This is a genomic window from Frankia sp. CeRuru1 (assembly GCF_977966315.1).
Genome location: NZ_CDWWEW010000094.1, coordinates 1 through 14,489, shown reverse-complemented (window position 1 = coordinate 14,489; position 14,489 = coordinate 1). Strand labels below are relative to the sequence as shown.

The window sequence follows — 14,489 nt, the reverse complement described above, 5'->3', positions numbered from 1 at the left end:
GTGGGCCAGGTACAGCAGGTCGTCGACGAGGGTGCTCATCCGGGCGGCCTCCTCCTGGACCCGGCGTAGCGCGTCATCCGCGTCGACCGCCGTCACCATTCCGCCGCGCAGCAGATCGGCGTAGCCGCGGATCGAGGTCAACGGCGTCCGCAGCTCGTGGGAGGCGTCGGCGGCGAAGCGGCGGAGCTGCTCCTGGGAGGCGACCCGGGCGGCGAACGCGGCCTGGATCTGGCCGAGCATCGTGTTGAGGGCCGTGGCGAGCTGACCGGTCTCCGAACGGGCCGACCCCGCCGGCACCCGCCGGTCGAGATCCCCCCCGGCGATCGCCGACGCGGTGGAGATCATCTGACGCAGTGGGCGCAGGCCACGGGTCAGCCACACCCAGGCGAGCACGGCGATCGCGGCGAGCACCGCGAGACCCACCGCCACTTCGATCATCACCAGTCGGTGGACCGTCTCCGCGACCGGCTTCAGCGGCAGCGCGACGAGGACCCGTGGCCCGCGCGGACTGTCCCGGACGACCGCTCGGTACCGCTCCCGGTCGGCGATGACGGTGAACGGTGTGGCACCCCGGTCCCCGGCGGCGTCCAGCAGGGGCGTAGCCGGCGGCGTGGGAGTCACCGAACCCGCGATGCGCAGCACCGTCCCGTCCGTCCGCCGGATCTCCACCAGGTAGTCGGTCGGCGCCACGGCCCGCTCCACCCCGGCCCGGCCCAGCGCCTCCCACCGGGACAGATAGGCAGCAGCCGGCAGGCCGCCCAGCACCCGCGCGCGGGTGAGCTGCTGGTCGATCCGGTCGTCCAGGTAGGCACGCAGCGCAAACACGCTCGCCCCACCCACGATGACCAGTCCCAGGGCGGTCAGCGTGATCAGGCCGGACATCAGCTTCAGGCGGAGCGTCACCGGTTGGACCACGCCACCGGAAGGCGCAGCACGTAGCCAAAACCACGCTGGGTGTGGATGAGAGACGGGCCGTGCCGGCCGAGCTTGCGCCGCAGGTAGCTGACGTACTGGTCCACGATGGTCGGCTCGCCCGCGTAGTCGTAGCTCCACACCGCGTCAAGGATCTGGGTCCTGGACAGCACCCGGTTGGGGTTGGTCAGGAAGTACCGCAGCAGGGAGAACTCCGTCGGCGACAGGTCGATCGGCTCCCCGGCGCGGCGGACGAGATGGGCGTCCGGGTCGAGTTCCACGTCGGCGAACCGCAGCGGGGACGGCGGCACGGGTGCCGGCTCGGCCGGCGGAGGTGACGTCCGGCGCAGCACGGCCCGGACCCGGGCGACGAGCTCGTCGACGGCGAACGGCTTGGTGACGTAGTCGTCGCCGCCGTAGGTGAGGCCGGCGATCTTGTCCCGGTGGGCGTTGCGCGCGCTCAGGTAGACGACGGGTACCGGGTGCCCGTCCGCGCGCAACATCCGGCAGATCTCGAAGCCGTCGATGTCGGGCAGCATCACATCAAGGATCATCAGATCCGGCCGGGCCTCGACGGCCAACTCGAGCGCCGCCCGACCGGTGGTCGCGGTCAGAACGTCGAAACCATGGAAACGTAACGCCATCCGCAGCAGATCGACGATGTTCGGCTCATCGTCGACAACCAGCACACGCGGGGCAGTGGACATGTCCGGCTCCCTGAACGCGACCTCGATGCAGCGGGTGGACGGCGATGCGGACGGCGATGCGGGCGGCGATGTCGACATCGTCCGCGTCGAGTTCATCCGAGCATCATGAGAGTTCGGTGTGAGCCGGATGCCGACCGGGCGCGCCGGGACTGTCCGGCCGGGCGTCCTCGCCGGGCCTGGCAAGGATGCCCGCTCCCGCAGCGGGACTGCCTCAGCGGAACAGTTCCACGCTCGGTAATCCACACCCGCGGGACATGGTTAACACATGATCCCTCTGGAACAGTTCCCCAATGAGATCACTCACGGACATCGACCTGATACGCGATCTGGAGCCCGTCGCCGAGGCCAACCTGAACCGGCATCTCGGCGTCGCCGCTGAATGGATGCCGCACGAGTACGTACCCTGGGGCGAGGGCCGCGACTTCGACAGCCTCCCCTGGGAGCCCGGGCAGTCGAAGCTTTCGAAGATCGCGCAGATCGCGTTCGAGGTCAACCTGCTGACCGAGGACAACCTGCCGAGCTACCACCGGGAGATCGCGGACGCGTTCGGCCGGGACGGCGCCTGGGGAAGCTGGGTGCACCGGTGGACCGCCGAAGAGGGGCGCCACTCCATAGCGATGCGCGACTACCTCCTGGTCACCCGGGCGGTGGACCCGATCGCCCTCGAACGCAACCGCATGTACCAGATGGGCAAGGGCTACGACAGCCGGGACAAGTCCCCGCTGGAGGCAACGGCGTACGTCTCCTTCCAGGAACTGGCGACCCGGGTGAGCCACCGCAACACTGGCCGTTTCTGCGGGGAACCGATCGCCGAGAAGCTGCTCACGCGGGTGGCGACGGACGAGAACCTGCACATGATCTTCTATCGGAACGTGATCGCGGGGGCGCTGGAGCTCGACCCCTCGCGTACCGTGGTGGCCATCCGCGACGAGCTCGTCAACTTCCAGATGCCCGGCACCGGCATCCGTGACTTCGGCCGCAAGGCGATCCAGATCGCCCGGGCCGGCATCTACAACCTGCGCATCCACCACGACGACGTGGTGCTGCCGATCCTGCGTCACTGGCGGTTCTTCGACCTGGAGGGCCTGAATGGCGAGGCTGAGAAGGCCCGCGAGGAGGTCTCCGCCTTCGTCACCGGGCTCGACGCCCTCGCGACGCAGCAGGAAGCGAAGCTGGCGCGGACCACGGAACGTGCCACCCGGCGAGCCGAGGCGTTGGCCTCGGCCTAACGCATAACCTGCATAACCTGCATAACCCAGAAATCCGGGAAATCCGGGATGGTCTCACTGCCCGTAGCGTCCCTACCGGGTGGTGAGGTGTTCGCAGATCGTGTCGACGCCGGTCTCCCGGTCCACCACCAGCCACGGGGAGACCCAGCTCCGGGCCGCCAGCTCCTCGTACATCCGCGCGCACCGCTCCTGCAGCCCGTCGTCGGACTCGAAGGTGTCCAGCGCCCGGCCCCGGTCGGCCCCGGCGCGGGCGAGCGTACCCGCCCGCGCCGTCCCCACCGGGATCCGCAGCAGGACCTGGAGATCGGGCACCGGCAGCGCGAGCGCGCCGAGTTCCAGCTCGGCGATCCAGGCGGGAAACCTCTCCCGCTCGGTGGCCGGCAGCCGCGCCGCGCCGTACGCCGCGTTCGACGCCACGTAACGATCGATGATCACCAGATCATGCGTGCGGACGAGGGCGTCGAGTTCGGGACGGGAGTTGGCCCGGTCGAGCGCGAACATCATCGCGCTCGCCCGGGGAGAGGCCGCGAGCGGCGCGAGCCGCGGATCGCCGGCCAGCAGGCCGCGCACCGCCGGGCCGAGAGGCTCGGTCGCATAGCGGGGATAGGCGAGCGTCGCGACGCTGCGGCCGGCGGCGGTGAGGCGAGCGACCAGCCGCCCGGTCAGCGTGTTCTTGCCCGCGCCGTCGACGCCTTCGATCGCGAGGATCACCCGCCTGGCACCTCCCCGCCACCGGCCGTCGTGAGCCCTTAGGCCGCAGCGTAACCGTAACAAGGACACAGCCCGTAACAAGGACACCACAAGGACACGTCGAAACCGATCGACCACCGGCCGGGCGCTTCCTCCTCCCGGCTGCGTCCCGGCCCGTACGCGGGATACGTCCAGTGGCGGATGTCGGCACGACGGCGGCTCGCTACCGTCGGAGAGATGGAGGCCAGGCGCGGCATCTTCCCGGTGATCGGTGACGTCCTGTTCACCGCATTCACCGCGGCGGCGTTGCTCCGCGGTTCCGGGGAGGCGGGTGCCGACCAGGTGCCCCCCTCCCGGCCGTTGGATGCCTTCGCCTACGTGCTGCTCGCCCTGCTGGCCGCCGCCATCCCCCTGCGCCGCCGGGCCCCGTTGGCCATGCTCGTGGCCACGAGCCTGCTCCTCGGCGGCTACCTCGGCGCCGGCTACCCGCGCGGCCCCGCGTTCTTTCCCGTGATCGTGGCCGGGCTCGCGGTCGGGCTGCGCCACGACCAGCGGACGACGAGCCGAGCCGTGGGGGTCTGCGTTCTACTGATCTTCCTCGGCTCGGTCGTCGCGCTGCTGCGGGGATACGCCGACGGCGGCTGGAAGTTCGCCATCGCGATGATCGGGACGGCCGCATCCTGCACCGTTCCCGCGTTCGTGGGCGCCCTGATCAGACTCAACCGCATCGCCTCTGCGCAGGCCAAGGAGGAGGCGACCCGCCGCCGGATCGAACAGGAACGGCTGCGGATGGCTCGCGAGGTCCACGATGTCGTGGGCCACAGCCTGTCCATTATCTCCCTGCAGGCCGCGGTGGCGCTGCATGTGCTGGACCGGCGTCCCGAGCAGGCCCAGGTGGCCCTGGAGGCCATCCGCCGGACGAGCGTCGACGCGCTGGACGAGCTGCGGGCCACCCTGGCGCTCACCCGGGCCGGCCGGCGGGCGGACCCGGCCGCGGACGACGTCACCGCCGCCACCGCCGCTGCCACCAGCGCCGCCACTGCCAATGCCACCGCTGCCACCGCCGCTGCCACCACCGCCGCTGCCACCACCGCCGCTGCCACCACCGCCGCTGCCGCTGCCACGTCCTCGACGGATACCCCGGAGGGGACCGGCAGGGCCCGCGAGGCGCATGACGAGCCGCCCAGGACCCCGTTGACGGGACTCGGCCGACTCCCGAGCCTGCTGCGCGAGGTCCGGCTCTGCGGGGTGCCCGTCGAGCTCGTCACGCAGGGAGACTCCCGGGATCTCACGGGCCTGCCGGCGGACCTCGATCTGGCGGCCTACCGCATCATTCAGGAGTCGCTGACCAACGTGCTCCGGCACGGGGAGCCGAACGGAGTACGAGTGCGCGTCACCATGGGGATCATCGGCGGCCGGCTCGTCGTCGACGTCACCGACCAGCCGGGCACGGCCGCGCCCCCGCCGCTCCCCGGCGAGCCGCACGACTGGCCGACCTCGACCGGCCACGGGCTCACCGGGCTGCGGGAGCGGGCCGCGGAGCTCGGCGGAAGCCTCACCGCCGGACCGGTCCAGGCCGGCGGTTGGCAGGTCCGGGCCGAGCTTCCGGTGCACACCGGCGGCGGCCGGACGCTCCCCGGCCGGGTGACGCGCTCGTGATCCGGGTGGCGGTGGCCGACGACCAGCCGCTGGTGCGGCTCGGGCTGCGGGTACTCATCGAGACCGAGGACGATCTGGAGCTCGTCGGCGAGGCCGAGGACGGCCGGGCCGCGGTCGAGCTCGTCCGCGCCACCCGACCCGACGTCGTGCTGCTCGACATCCGCATGCCGGTTCTCGACGGGCTGGCGGCGCTGCGGACGATCGTCGAGGATCCCGGCCTGGCCGCCACCCGGGTCGTCATGGTCACCACCTTTGAGCTGGACGAATACGTCTTCGAGGCGTTGCGGGGCGGCGCCTCGGGCTTCGTGCTCAAGGACACCGAACCCGCCGACCTGCTGCGGGCGATCCGGGTCGTCGCCGCGGGCGAGTCCCTGCTCTCCCCGACGGTGACCCGGCTCGTCATCGAGGCCTTCGCCCGCCGGCCAGCCGCCGTCGCCGCCCCGGACCTGCGCGGGCTGACCGTGCGGGAACGCGAGGTGATGAGCCTCGTCGGCCACGGGCTGTCCAACGACGAGATCGCCGCCCAACTGGTGATCAGTCCGGCGACGGCCCGCACCCACGTGAGCCGGGTGATGGTGAAACTGACGGCGCGGGACCGAGCCCAGCTCGCCGTCCTGGCCCACCAGGCCGGCCTCGTCTGAGCCGGCTGGGCGTACCCGGGGCTGCGCCACATTGCGTACGACGATGCCGCCGCTGGACGGACGACGTGAGGGGGCGGCCACACCAGTCTGATTCCCATGATGACAACCACTGGCGAGCGCAGTTCGCCATCACCCGGCACCACCCGGCCCGGCACCACCCGGCCGGCACCTGAGACAGACCGGCCAGCCGCCGTCGACGTCCAGGGTCTGACCAAGCGGTACGGGCGCCGGACCGTCGTCACCGGTCTCGACCTCACGATTCCCGAGGGGGTCGTCGCCGGATTCGTCGGGCCCAACGGGGCCGGCAAGACGACGACCCTGCGCATGCTGCTCGGCCTGGTCCGCCCCAGCGGGGGCTCCGGGACCGTCCTCGGTCATCCCCTGGTGACACCGGCCCGCTACCTGCCACGGGTGGGCGCCCTGATCGAGAGCCCCGCGCTGTACCCGGCGCTGTCCGGTGCCCGCAACCTCGCCTCCCTCGCCGTGCTGGGCGGGCAGGACCCGACGCGGGTGGACGGGATCCTCGACGAGGTCGGACTCACCGGCCGCGGCGCGGACAAGGTACGGACGTACTCCCTCGGCATGAAGCAGCGCCTCGCCATCGGCGCCGCCCTGCTCAGCGATCCGGACCTGCTCATCCTCGACGAGCCGACGAACGGACTGGACCCGATCGGGATCCGGCAGATGCGTGAGCTCATCCGATCCATCGCCGCCGGGCCGGCCATCGCCGGGAGCCGGCGCACGGCGCGCACCGTCTTGATCTCGTCGCATCTACTCGCCGAGGTCGAGCAGATCTGCGACTGGCTGATCGTCGTGGAGGGCGGGCGGCTGGCCTACCAGGGGCCGACCGACCGGCTGATGGCAACCTCCACCTACGACATCGTCCTACGCCCCGAGCACGACGATGACATCCCGCTGCTCGCCGATCTCCTCGCCGGCCTGGCGGTACCGGCGACGCGGCGGCCCCGGGATGTCGTCGTCAGTCTCGACGCGAACCCAGACGACGGACCCGACGGCCCCGACTGCACTGACAGCCCCGACGGCCCCACCCGCCTGCTGGCCAGGATCAACCGGGCCGCGGCGGCCCGGGGCATCACCCTCGTCGAGATGTCTCCGCGCCGGCTCAGCCTGGAGGACCGCTACCAGGGTCTGGTCACCCAGGCCCGAACCCGGGCGGCGACATCACCGACACCGACACCGACACCAGCACCGACACCAGCACCGGCCGGCGTGCCGGCTCCCAGCGGCCCCCCCACAGGCGGGACGACAACCAGATCCACGAGTCCGATCCGCGGGCTGTCCGCCGCTGCGGCGGCCCGTCATGACGAGGGGGCACTGCGATGAGTCTCCTGGTAGCGGCCCGGCGGTCCTTCCACGCCGAGCTGATCAAGCTGTGGCGGCCGAGTACGGCGGTGGCCATGGGCATCCTCGCCCTGCTGAGCGTGCTGTCGACCGTGCTGCTCCTCGCACTGGCCGATCCGGGCGGCTCCCCGCCGAGCGGCAGCGGTGGGCCACCGAGCTTCGACGTCACGTTCACGCAGGTGTCCGCGGCGTCCGGGGTGGCACTCGGTTTCACCGGCGGGAGCACCTTCACCGGCCTGCTGGTCTTCCTCGTCTTCGCGATCAGCATCACCCTCGAGTACAGCCAGGGGACGCTGCGAACCCTGTTCCTACGGGAGCCCCGGCGGCTGGGTTGGCTCGCCGGACGCATGGCGGTCATGCTCGCCCTGGTGGCGGTGGCGCTCGTCGCCGCGCTGGTGGTCAGCATCGTCGTAGGGCTGGCCGTCGCCGGGATTAGGGACATTGACACGTCAGCGTGGTGGAGCGCCGACGCGCTCGGGGAGGCAGCGTCGAGCTACCTGAACGCGCTGGTGGCCGCCGTTTTCTTCGGACTCGCCGGGACCGTGCTCGGGCTGGTCCTGCGGTCGACGGCGCTCACCCTCGCCGTCGGGATCGCGTGGACGTTTCCGATCGAGCACATTGTCCAGGAGTCCTGGAGCGGAGCGGGCCGGATCTTCCCCGGACTGGTCTTCGACGCGATCGGCCAGGGAGGTACCGCCGATGCCGGCTACGGGTCGGCGCTGCTGATCGGAGGTCTGTATGCCGCCGGTGCGGCGGTGGTCGGGGCGGTGAGCCTGGCCCGCCGGGACGTCACGGCCTGACAGCACGAATCTGCCAAAGGCAGACGGATGGCGGACGGATGGCGGACGGATCGCCTATCATCACCGCTGATGGCGCCCAGCCGACGACGGGGAATGGCGGTTCGCATGGTGCCTTCCGATCGGAACCGCGGCGACGTCGTCAAGCGGATCGGACGTTGACCCCGCTCAACCGGCTGGTTCGCGAACTCGGCGGCGCCGACGCCTACACCGTGCTCGGGGTGGCGCGCACCGCTGACCGGGCGGAGATCCGCCGGGCGTACCGGGCCCGTGTCCGGGCCCATCATCCGGACAATCCCGCCAGCCGGGACGCACAGTCCATGCGCACGATGCGGCTCCTCACCGTGTCCCACGAAATCCTCGACAAGTGGCGGGACGAGTACGACGCCCGCCTCACCGGGCCGCCCTCGTCCCCGGCACCGGGCGCGGGCGGCCCGGGGTCGACGAACCACACCGGCCGGACGAACACCGGCACCCGCACGAACGCCGGTTGCCGGACGAGCACCGGTGCCCGCTGGGCTCCCTGGAGCGCGGCCGACACCGGCGGTCACTACTACTCGAGCGGCCATCACTACTCGACCGGCTACCCGCGGAGTCGACACAACGACACCGGCCCCCACCCCATCCGGGCTGGCCCGGAACACAGGCCCACCGACCCGCCGAACCCCACCAGACGGTCCGGCGGCACACGCGGACACCGCGGCACACGCGGACACCGCGGCACACGCGGACACCGCGGCACACGCGGACACCGCGGCACGCACAGGCACCGCGGCACACGCGGACGCGGCAGAGGTCGGGGGCACGGCGGGGGCCAGGTGCCGAGGCGACGCCGAAGGTCGGCAACTACCTGGCTCTCGCGATCCTGACGACATTCCTGTGCGCGCCGCTCGGCGTGATGGGGATCATCAACTCCTCGCGCGCGTCAAATCGGCTCCTTGCCCACGACGTCGCCGGGGCGCGCCGGGCATCGCGTCGCAGCCTGGCCTGGTGCCTGGCCGGACTCGTGTTCGGCCTCCTCTTCCTCGCGTCTCTCTCGGTAATGGCGGGGCTCGGCGACGGGAGCTCCATCGGCTGACGAGCCGACGACCGAGCCGAGCGGACGGCCGCTACCGAGTTGCGGGCTAGTCGGATGGCGGGACGATCCGATCTCGATGATCGATGAGCCTCGCGCCGGGTCACTACCACGGTGAGCGGGCGGTCAGCTGTTGTTCGCCGCCACCCCGACGATGATCACAATGGCCACCAGATAGATCAGGAGGATGGCCGCGAAGGCGATGACCGAGATGATGCACCACTTCTTCGCCTTGGCGGACGCCTCTAGGGCGCCGGCCACATCGCCGGACTGCTGGCGTCCCTGCACCTGGGAGGCGAAGACGATCGCGACGATGCCGGCGGGCAGACAGCACAGCAGGGTGGCCACGATCGACTGCCACAGATAGGTCGGAATGGGCTGACCGTACGGCGGTTGCTGACCGAATCCCCCCGGCGGGTACGGCGGATATCCGCCCGGCTGGCCCTGGCCGTACCCGGGGGGCGGGCCGCTCGGCGGAGTCGTCACCGGTACACACTCCTCCGGGTGAGGGCCGGTGGGAGCGTCGAATACGACGTGCTGGAATCGGTCTCGAAGCCGCCGGCCAAGCCGATGGCGAGGATGACCAGGAACACCACGATGATCGAGGTGGCCGAGATGATGCACCACATCCTGGCCTTCTTGGAGGCGTCCAGCGCGCCGTTGATGTCGCCGATCTGCTGGCGGCTCTGCACCTTGGTGGCATAGACGATTGCCACCACACCGGCGGGCAGACAGCACAGCAGGGTGACCACGATCGACTGCCACAGGTAGGTCGGGATCGGCTGGTTGTAGGGCGGAGGTGGGCCGAACCCACCCGGGCCGCCGTAGCCCAGCGGGGCGCCGTAGCCCTGGGGTGCGCCGTAGCCCTGGGGTGCGCCGTAGCCCTGCGGCGCGCCGTACCCACCGGGCGGGGGTCCATAGCCGGGCGGTGGAGCGCCGTAACCACCCTGGTCATAGCCGCCCTGGCCGCCGTGACCACCCTGGCCGTAGCCGCCCTGGCCATAACCCCCTTGGCCGTGACCGCCGGCGGGAGGGTACTCGGGTGGCTGGGACATTGGGTGCTCTCCTGTTGTCGTCGTGGCGGGCGAGCCGATGAACGGCCCCGCCACCGCGCCTGGCTGCATGACCCCCGGGGCGCTCGACCAGGCACCGCCGACACTCCACCGACGCGTGATCCCCGACCCGTGCGCGGGATCCGTGACGCGAGGTGGGTGGACCACCATGCACGTCCCGGGCTCCGCGCGCGCACATTGTGGCACAGCCAGCATGTCGACCAACCGGCGTGCCGACCAGCCGGGCTCCACGCCACCCGAGAGCCTCACCGCCCGAAACCCCCGAGTTCCGACAAGTCGGTCTAGCACGTCGGTGTAGTGTCTCATCCGAACTATCTAGACATGGCAGCCAGCGTCGAGGGGGCGACCGGAGGCTGGTCCGGTCCGTCTCAGGCTGCTGTGCGACATGGAGGTCATCCGCTTCGATGCCGAAGCCGGGACCCGGGGGGGCCTGACGACACTGCCACGCACGGAGGGATACCCGCGGTGAAGCACCGAGCGGTGGGCGATCCCAGCCCGCCAAGAGTCCGATCCGGTTCCCGGCGCGGGCGTCGCCGTCCGCATCACCCTGCCTGGATCGCGTCGCTGGGCGTGATGGCTCTGGTCGCCGCCGCAGTCGGGTGGACCCTCGTCCCCGAACGCGACACCGGGGGCGAAGGCTCGGCGACAGTCGAGGCCACCGCCATCCAGCACGGGAAGCCCCGACACGGCGATGACCTCCGGGTACAACCCAGCGTCTCAGCAGGCACGACCGGCGGGCTACCCGGCGGAGACTCCAGCGCGACCGTCGGCTCCCCCTCGCCGTCACCCGCCCCGGTGCCCGCGGGCACCCCGGCCGGTACGGCCCCGCGGACCGCCGCCAAACCGACGACCCCCGGCACCGCGGCCCGGGTCACGAAGCCGGCGGTACAGGTGCCCGTCATCCCCGTCGGTGGCGGGGGCGGTTCGGTGCCCGGCGGCATGAGCGGCGTTGCCGCGGGGACGATGACGCAGGTGCGGGCCTGGGAGAGCTTCCGCGGCTCGCCGGTCAACGTCGTGCTCACCTTCACCGACCGGTCGAGCTGGCAGACCATGACGAACCCGTGGCTCGGCTCGGGCCCGGAGAAGTTCTCGACCTTCGCCGGCACCTGGATCATCTCGCAGCCCTTCTACCCGACGGGCGGTGGGGACATGAACTCCTGCGCGAGCGGCGCCTACAACGGCCACTGGGCGGACTTCGGCCGGTGGCTGGTGGCGAAGGGCCGCCCGGCGAGCATCATCCGGCTCGCCTGGGAGTTCAACGGCGACTGGTTCCCGTGGTCGGTCTCCAAGACCAACCCCACCACCTGGGTGAACTGCTTCCGCCAGGTCGTCAGCGCGATCCGCTCGACGGATCCGCAGGCCCGCATCGACTGGACGCTGAATGCGCACAGCAGCGGGGCCTGGGCCGTCTACCCCGGTGACCAGTACGTCGACATCATCGGCATCGACAGCTACGACCAATGGCCGGCGAGCACGGACGACGCTGCCTTCGCCAGTCAGTGCCACGCTGAAACCGGTCTCTGCTCGACGATCGCGTTCGCCCGCCAGCACGGCAAGCAGTTCTCGGTCCCGGAATGGGGACTCGTCGGAAAGAGTGACACCGAGGCGGGCCGCGCCGGCCGGGCCGGCGGCGACAACCCGGTGTACATCCGCAACATGTACCAGACGTTCGCCGCGAACCGCGACATCCTCGCCTACGAGACGTACTTCAACGACTCGGAGCCCGGGAACGTGCACTCCTCCCTGGTGAACCCGACAGAGCATCCCGCTGGCGCGGCCACCTACGCCTCGCTCTGGTAGCACCCCGCCCCGATGGCGGCACGGCTCCGACCGGATCACACCCAGATCACACCCAGATCGGAGCTGCCGGGAGCTAGAGACCGGTGGGAGCCGCGCGGAACCGCTCGATGTCGGCGTCGGAACCGCGCAGCTCGACCCGGGCGACCTGGCCCCGCCCGAACGCGTACAGCACGATCTCCTCAGGCAGCCCGACGATCTCCACCACCGGCTCGCCGCCGTGCAGGGTGCGCCGGCCAGGAGCGTCCGTACGCTCCGCCACGACACCCAGGCCGGCTCGCCGGAACCCGGCGAACCCGATCAGCAACAGAGCGGTCCACATCGCGTCACGGCTCCTGGTGTCAAGCTCGCGAGGCTCCCAGCCGGGGGCGGCGCGGCGGATGTCCTCGGCGTGCACGAAGAACTCGACCAGGTTCGTGGCATCGTCGATCAGGCCGATGCGGGTCGGCTGCCACCACGGCGGCCCGGCACGGAACGTCTCGACCAGCTCGGGAAAGGTGTGGGCCCGCATGGTGGCCCGCTCGGCCCGTTCCGTGATGCCGTGCAGCCGACCGACGATGAGCCCGGGAGCGGCCCACGGCACCCGCTCGCGGGTGACCAGGTGCGCCACCAGATCATGGTTTGTCCATCCGGCGCAGAGGGTGGACGCCGCCGGGCCACGCTCGGCCAGCAGGTCCGCGAGCTCCCGCCGCCGCGCCCGGGCTCCTCGCCGGGTGAGAACCGCTCCTGACCCCATCATGTGCGGCACTCTAGGCGATGAGGCGACTCATGGCGGGTCTCCGGCCGTTGGAAGTCTCCGGTTAGGGAAGGTGAACCGGAAGGTGGTTCCGTCCTTCACCGCGCCGTCCAGCCAGATCCGGCCGCCGTGGAACTCGACGATCTTGCGACACAACGCCAGCCCGATGCCCGTGCCCTCGTAGACATCCCGGCCGTGCAGCCGCTGAAAGATCACGAAAATCTTCTCAGCGTACTCCGGATCGATTCCGATCCCGTTGTCGGCGCAGTACAGCTCCCACTCGTCCGCCCGGTCGACGACACCGACATGCACGGCGGGAACCGTCTCGGCCCGGAACTTCAGCGCGTTCCCGATCAGGTTCGCGAACAGCTGGGTGAGCAGGACGGGGTCCCCGCGCACGACCGGCAGATCATCCGCGGTGACCTCGGCCTGGGCGCTCTCGATCGCGATGGACAGCGCCCCCGCCGCCCGTTCGAAGATCTCACCCAGGGACACATCGACGAAACCGTCGGTAGTCCGTCCGACCCGGGAGAAGGCCAGCAGATCGTTGATGAGCTGCTGCATCCGCTTCGCGCCGTCCACCGCGAAAGCGATGTACTGGATGCCCCGCTCGTCGAGCTTGTCACCGTAGCGTCGCTCCAGAAGCTGGCAGAAACTCGCCACCTTCCGCAGCGGCTCCTGCAGGTCGTGCGAGGCGACATAGGCGAACTGCTCCAGGTCACGATTGGAGCGCCGCAGCACCTCGGCCTGCGCCTCCACCGCGGACCGCGCCGCCCGCGCGACCCCGAGCTCCCCGATCAGCTGGCGTCGCATCGACTCCACGTCGGCGGCGAGCGAGGCGATGTCCGGGGGACCGGTCGGCTCTACCACGTGATCGAGATGTCCGGAGGCGACGGTCCGCGCATCGTCGCCCACCCGTTCGAGCGGGCGGGTGACCCAGGACCGTAGCGCCCGCGCGATGACCGCCAGGAGTATGGCCATGACAGCCGCGCCGGTCACCAGCGCGAAGATCAGGAAACGGAGCGCCGCCGTGACGTGCTGGCGAGCCCGGACCTCCTTGGCCCGCAGGTCCGCCTCGAGGTCCCCGGCCGCGGCGCGGACCGCCTCGAAGCGGGTCTTGCCGAACTCCGGTGACAACAGGCGGGCCGCCGCGGGACCGCCCACCCGCACCGCGTTGATGGCCGGATCGGCGTAGTCGCCGTGCCAGGCCCGGATCCGGTCCTCCAGCACGGCGAGCCTCGCCAGCAGGCCGGGGCGCTCCACAAGCCGTCGGTGCAGGTCCGCGAGCAGCCTGCTCTCGGCCCTGCGCCCTTCGTTGTAGGGCTCCAGGAAGTCCTCGCTGCCCTGGAGCAGGTAGCCCCGCATCCCGGTCTCCTGGTCGACCAGGCTGGAGACCAGCTCGGTGGAGCTCAGCAGAGCCGGGGTGAGGACGTCGCTGCGCGTGTGCAGGGCGTCGTCGAGCCGGACCAACGACGAGACGACGAGACCAGCGACGATCATCAGCACCATCGCCGCCACCATGTAGGTCACCTCAAGTCGACGGCGCAGGCGCCAGACGGGCCCGACCCGGCCACGCTCCACCGCCCCGCTCAGCCCCGCGTCGCCCGCTCCCTCGTCGGTAACGTTCCGGTGGGTGCGCTCCGGCATCAGCCGGCACCCCAGATCAGCAGCAGGAGTGCGACGTCGTCGGTCAGCGGGCCGCCATTGCGCGCCTCCACCCGGTCGATCAGGTCGTCGAGCAGCCCGTCGGGGTTGTCAGCGGGCCAGAGTTTGGCGATCTCGGGCAGCACGCCCTCCCAGCCCAACGGTTC

15 protein-coding genes and 1 pseudogene are annotated in these 14,489 nt (G+C 71.0%); 8 read left to right on the top strand and 8 right to left on the bottom strand.

What is annotated here, in order from left to right:
- Together AC08OP_RS09615 and AC08OP_RS09610 are read right to left on the bottom strand one after the other, a co-directional pair.
- Positions 1-903, bottom strand: a 903-nt coding sequence (locus tag AC08OP_RS09615) for a histidine kinase dimerization/phospho-acceptor domain-containing protein (protein ID WP_476613873.1), incomplete at its 3' end; no start/stop codon positions are given.
- Entirely contained in the window at positions 900-1,619 is a 720-nt protein-coding gene (locus AC08OP_RS09610; protein ID WP_476613872.1) for a response regulator transcription factor, read from the bottom strand. The genes AC08OP_RS09610 and AC08OP_RS09615, both read right to left, overlap by 4 nt.
- A 290-nt stretch (positions 1,620-1,909) precedes the next feature.
- On the opposite strand from AC08OP_RS09610, the gene AC08OP_RS09605 reads away from it, so the two are divergent.
- Complete coding sequence (locus tag AC08OP_RS09605) at positions 1,910-2,848, top strand: acyl-ACP desaturase (RefSeq protein WP_476613871.1); 939 nt, start codon at positions 1,910-1,912, stop codon at positions 2,846-2,848.
- A gap of 72 nt (positions 2,849-2,920) precedes the next feature.
- Here the strand turns inward: AC08OP_RS09605 and AC08OP_RS09600 are convergent, their stop codons facing one another.
- Entirely contained in the window at positions 2,921-3,559 is a 639-nt protein-coding gene (locus AC08OP_RS09600; protein ID WP_476613870.1) for a dTMP kinase, read from the bottom strand.
- A 216-nt stretch (positions 3,560-3,775) separates the two neighbouring features.
- Here AC08OP_RS09600 and AC08OP_RS09595 point away from each other — a divergent pair, with 216 nt between their 5' ends.
- The 6 genes from AC08OP_RS09595 to AC08OP_RS09570 all read left to right on the top strand — a co-directional run bounded on the left by AC08OP_RS09595 (position 3,776) and on the right by AC08OP_RS09570 (position 9,075).
- Positions 3,776-5,197 carry a sensor histidine kinase gene (locus AC08OP_RS09595; RefSeq protein ID WP_476613869.1) on the top strand — a complete coding sequence of 474 codons (1,422 nt, stop codon included), beginning with the start codon at positions 3,776-3,778 and terminating at the stop codon, positions 5,195-5,197.
- Positions 5,194-5,838, top strand: coding sequence for a response regulator (locus tag AC08OP_RS09590; RefSeq protein WP_476613868.1), 645 nt, complete (start codon positions 5,194-5,196; stop codon positions 5,836-5,838). Before AC08OP_RS09595 ends, AC08OP_RS09590 begins: the two co-directional genes overlap by 4 nt.
- A gap of 99 nt (positions 5,839-5,937) precedes the next feature.
- Positions 5,938-7,182, top strand: coding sequence for an ABC transporter ATP-binding protein (locus tag AC08OP_RS09585; protein WP_476613867.1), 1,245 nt, complete (start codon positions 5,938-5,940; stop codon positions 7,180-7,182).
- Positions 7,179-8,000 (top strand): ABC transporter, encoded by an 822-nt coding sequence (locus tag AC08OP_RS09580; protein WP_476613866.1) that lies wholly within the window; start codon positions 7,179-7,181, stop codon positions 7,998-8,000. Before AC08OP_RS09585 ends, AC08OP_RS09580 begins: the two co-directional genes overlap by 4 nt.
- 38 nt (positions 8,001-8,038) lie before the next feature.
- Complete coding sequence (locus AC08OP_RS09575; protein WP_476613865.1) at positions 8,039-8,866, top strand: DnaJ domain-containing protein; 828 nt, start codon at positions 8,039-8,041, stop codon at positions 8,864-8,866.
- A 29-nt stretch (positions 8,867-8,895) separates the two neighbouring features.
- Complete coding sequence (locus tag AC08OP_RS09570; RefSeq protein ID WP_476613864.1) at positions 8,896-9,075, top strand: CD225/dispanin family protein; 180 nt, start codon at positions 8,896-8,898, stop codon at positions 9,073-9,075.
- A 123-nt stretch (positions 9,076-9,198) separates the two neighbouring features.
- Here AC08OP_RS09570 and AC08OP_RS09565 read toward each other — a convergent pair whose 3' ends face one another.
- Positions 9,199-9,558 (bottom strand): CD225/dispanin family protein, encoded by a 360-nt coding sequence (locus AC08OP_RS09565; protein WP_476613863.1) that lies wholly within the window; start codon positions 9,556-9,558, stop codon positions 9,199-9,201.
- Complete coding sequence (locus AC08OP_RS09560; protein ID WP_476613862.1) at positions 9,555-10,127, bottom strand: CD225/dispanin family protein; 573 nt, start codon at positions 10,125-10,127, stop codon at positions 9,555-9,557. The genes AC08OP_RS09565 and AC08OP_RS09560 overlap by 4 nt, the downstream gene beginning before the upstream one ends.
- 483 nt (positions 10,128-10,610) lie before the next feature.
- Between AC08OP_RS09560 and AC08OP_RS09555 the strand changes: the two genes are divergently transcribed.
- A complete protein-coding gene (locus tag AC08OP_RS09555; protein ID WP_476613861.1) occupies positions 10,611-11,945 on the top strand; it encodes a glycoside hydrolase family 26 protein in 1,335 nt (444 codons plus the stop codon).
- Positions 11,946-12,018: 73 nt separating this feature from the next.
- On the opposite strand, the gene AC08OP_RS09550 is transcribed toward AC08OP_RS09555, so the two are convergent.
- The 3 genes and pseudogenes from AC08OP_RS09550 to AC08OP_RS09540 all read right to left on the bottom strand — a co-directional run.
- Positions 12,019-12,681, bottom strand: a complete 663-nt coding sequence (locus AC08OP_RS09550; RefSeq protein WP_476613860.1) for a TIGR03085 family metal-binding protein — start codon at positions 12,679-12,681, stop codon at positions 12,019-12,021.
- A gap of 27 nt (positions 12,682-12,708) precedes the next feature.
- On the bottom strand, positions 12,709-14,325 hold the full coding sequence (locus AC08OP_RS09545) for a sensor histidine kinase (RefSeq protein WP_476613859.1): 1,617 nt from the start codon (positions 14,323-14,325) through the stop codon (positions 12,709-12,711).
- A pseudogene (locus AC08OP_RS09540) lies at positions 14,325-14,489 on the bottom strand (serine/threonine protein phosphatase); the annotation flags it as partial. The gene AC08OP_RS09545 and the pseudogene AC08OP_RS09540, both read right to left, overlap by 1 nt.

What these genes read in the sequence shown, in the direction of transcription:
- AC08OP_RS09610 (WP_476613872.1), bottom strand. Translation starts at nt 1,619, where the DNA reads ATGTCCACTGCCCCGCGTGTGCTGGTTGTCGACGATGAGCCGAACATC.
- AC08OP_RS09605 (WP_476613871.1), top strand. Translation starts at nt 1,910, where the DNA reads ATGAGATCACTCACGGACATCGACCTGATACGCGATCTGGAGCCCGTC.
- AC08OP_RS09595 (WP_476613869.1), top strand. Translation starts at nt 3,776, where the DNA reads ATGGAGGCCAGGCGCGGCATCTTCCCGGTGATCGGTGACGTCCTGTTC.
- AC08OP_RS09585 (WP_476613867.1), top strand. Translation starts at nt 5,938, where the DNA reads ATGACAACCACTGGCGAGCGCAGTTCGCCATCACCCGGCACCACCCGG.
- AC08OP_RS09580 (WP_476613866.1), top strand. Translation starts at nt 7,179, where the DNA reads ATGAGTCTCCTGGTAGCGGCCCGGCGGTCCTTCCACGCCGAGCTGATC.
- AC08OP_RS09575 (WP_476613865.1), top strand. Translation starts at nt 8,039, where the DNA reads ATGGCGGACGGATCGCCTATCATCACCGCTGATGGCGCCCAGCCGACG.
- AC08OP_RS09570 (WP_476613864.1), top strand. Translation starts at nt 8,896, where the DNA reads ATGGGGATCATCAACTCCTCGCGCGCGTCAAATCGGCTCCTTGCCCAC.
- AC08OP_RS09560 (WP_476613862.1), bottom strand. Translation starts at nt 10,127, where the DNA reads ATGTCCCAGCCACCCGAGTACCCTCCCGCCGGCGGTCACGGCCAAGGG.
- AC08OP_RS09550 (WP_476613860.1), bottom strand. Translation starts at nt 12,681, where the DNA reads ATGATGGGGTCAGGAGCGGTTCTCACCCGGCGAGGAGCCCGGGCGCGG.
- AC08OP_RS09545 (WP_476613859.1), bottom strand. Translation starts at nt 14,325, where the DNA reads ATGCCGGAGCGCACCCACCGGAACGTTACCGACGAGGGAGCGGGCGAC.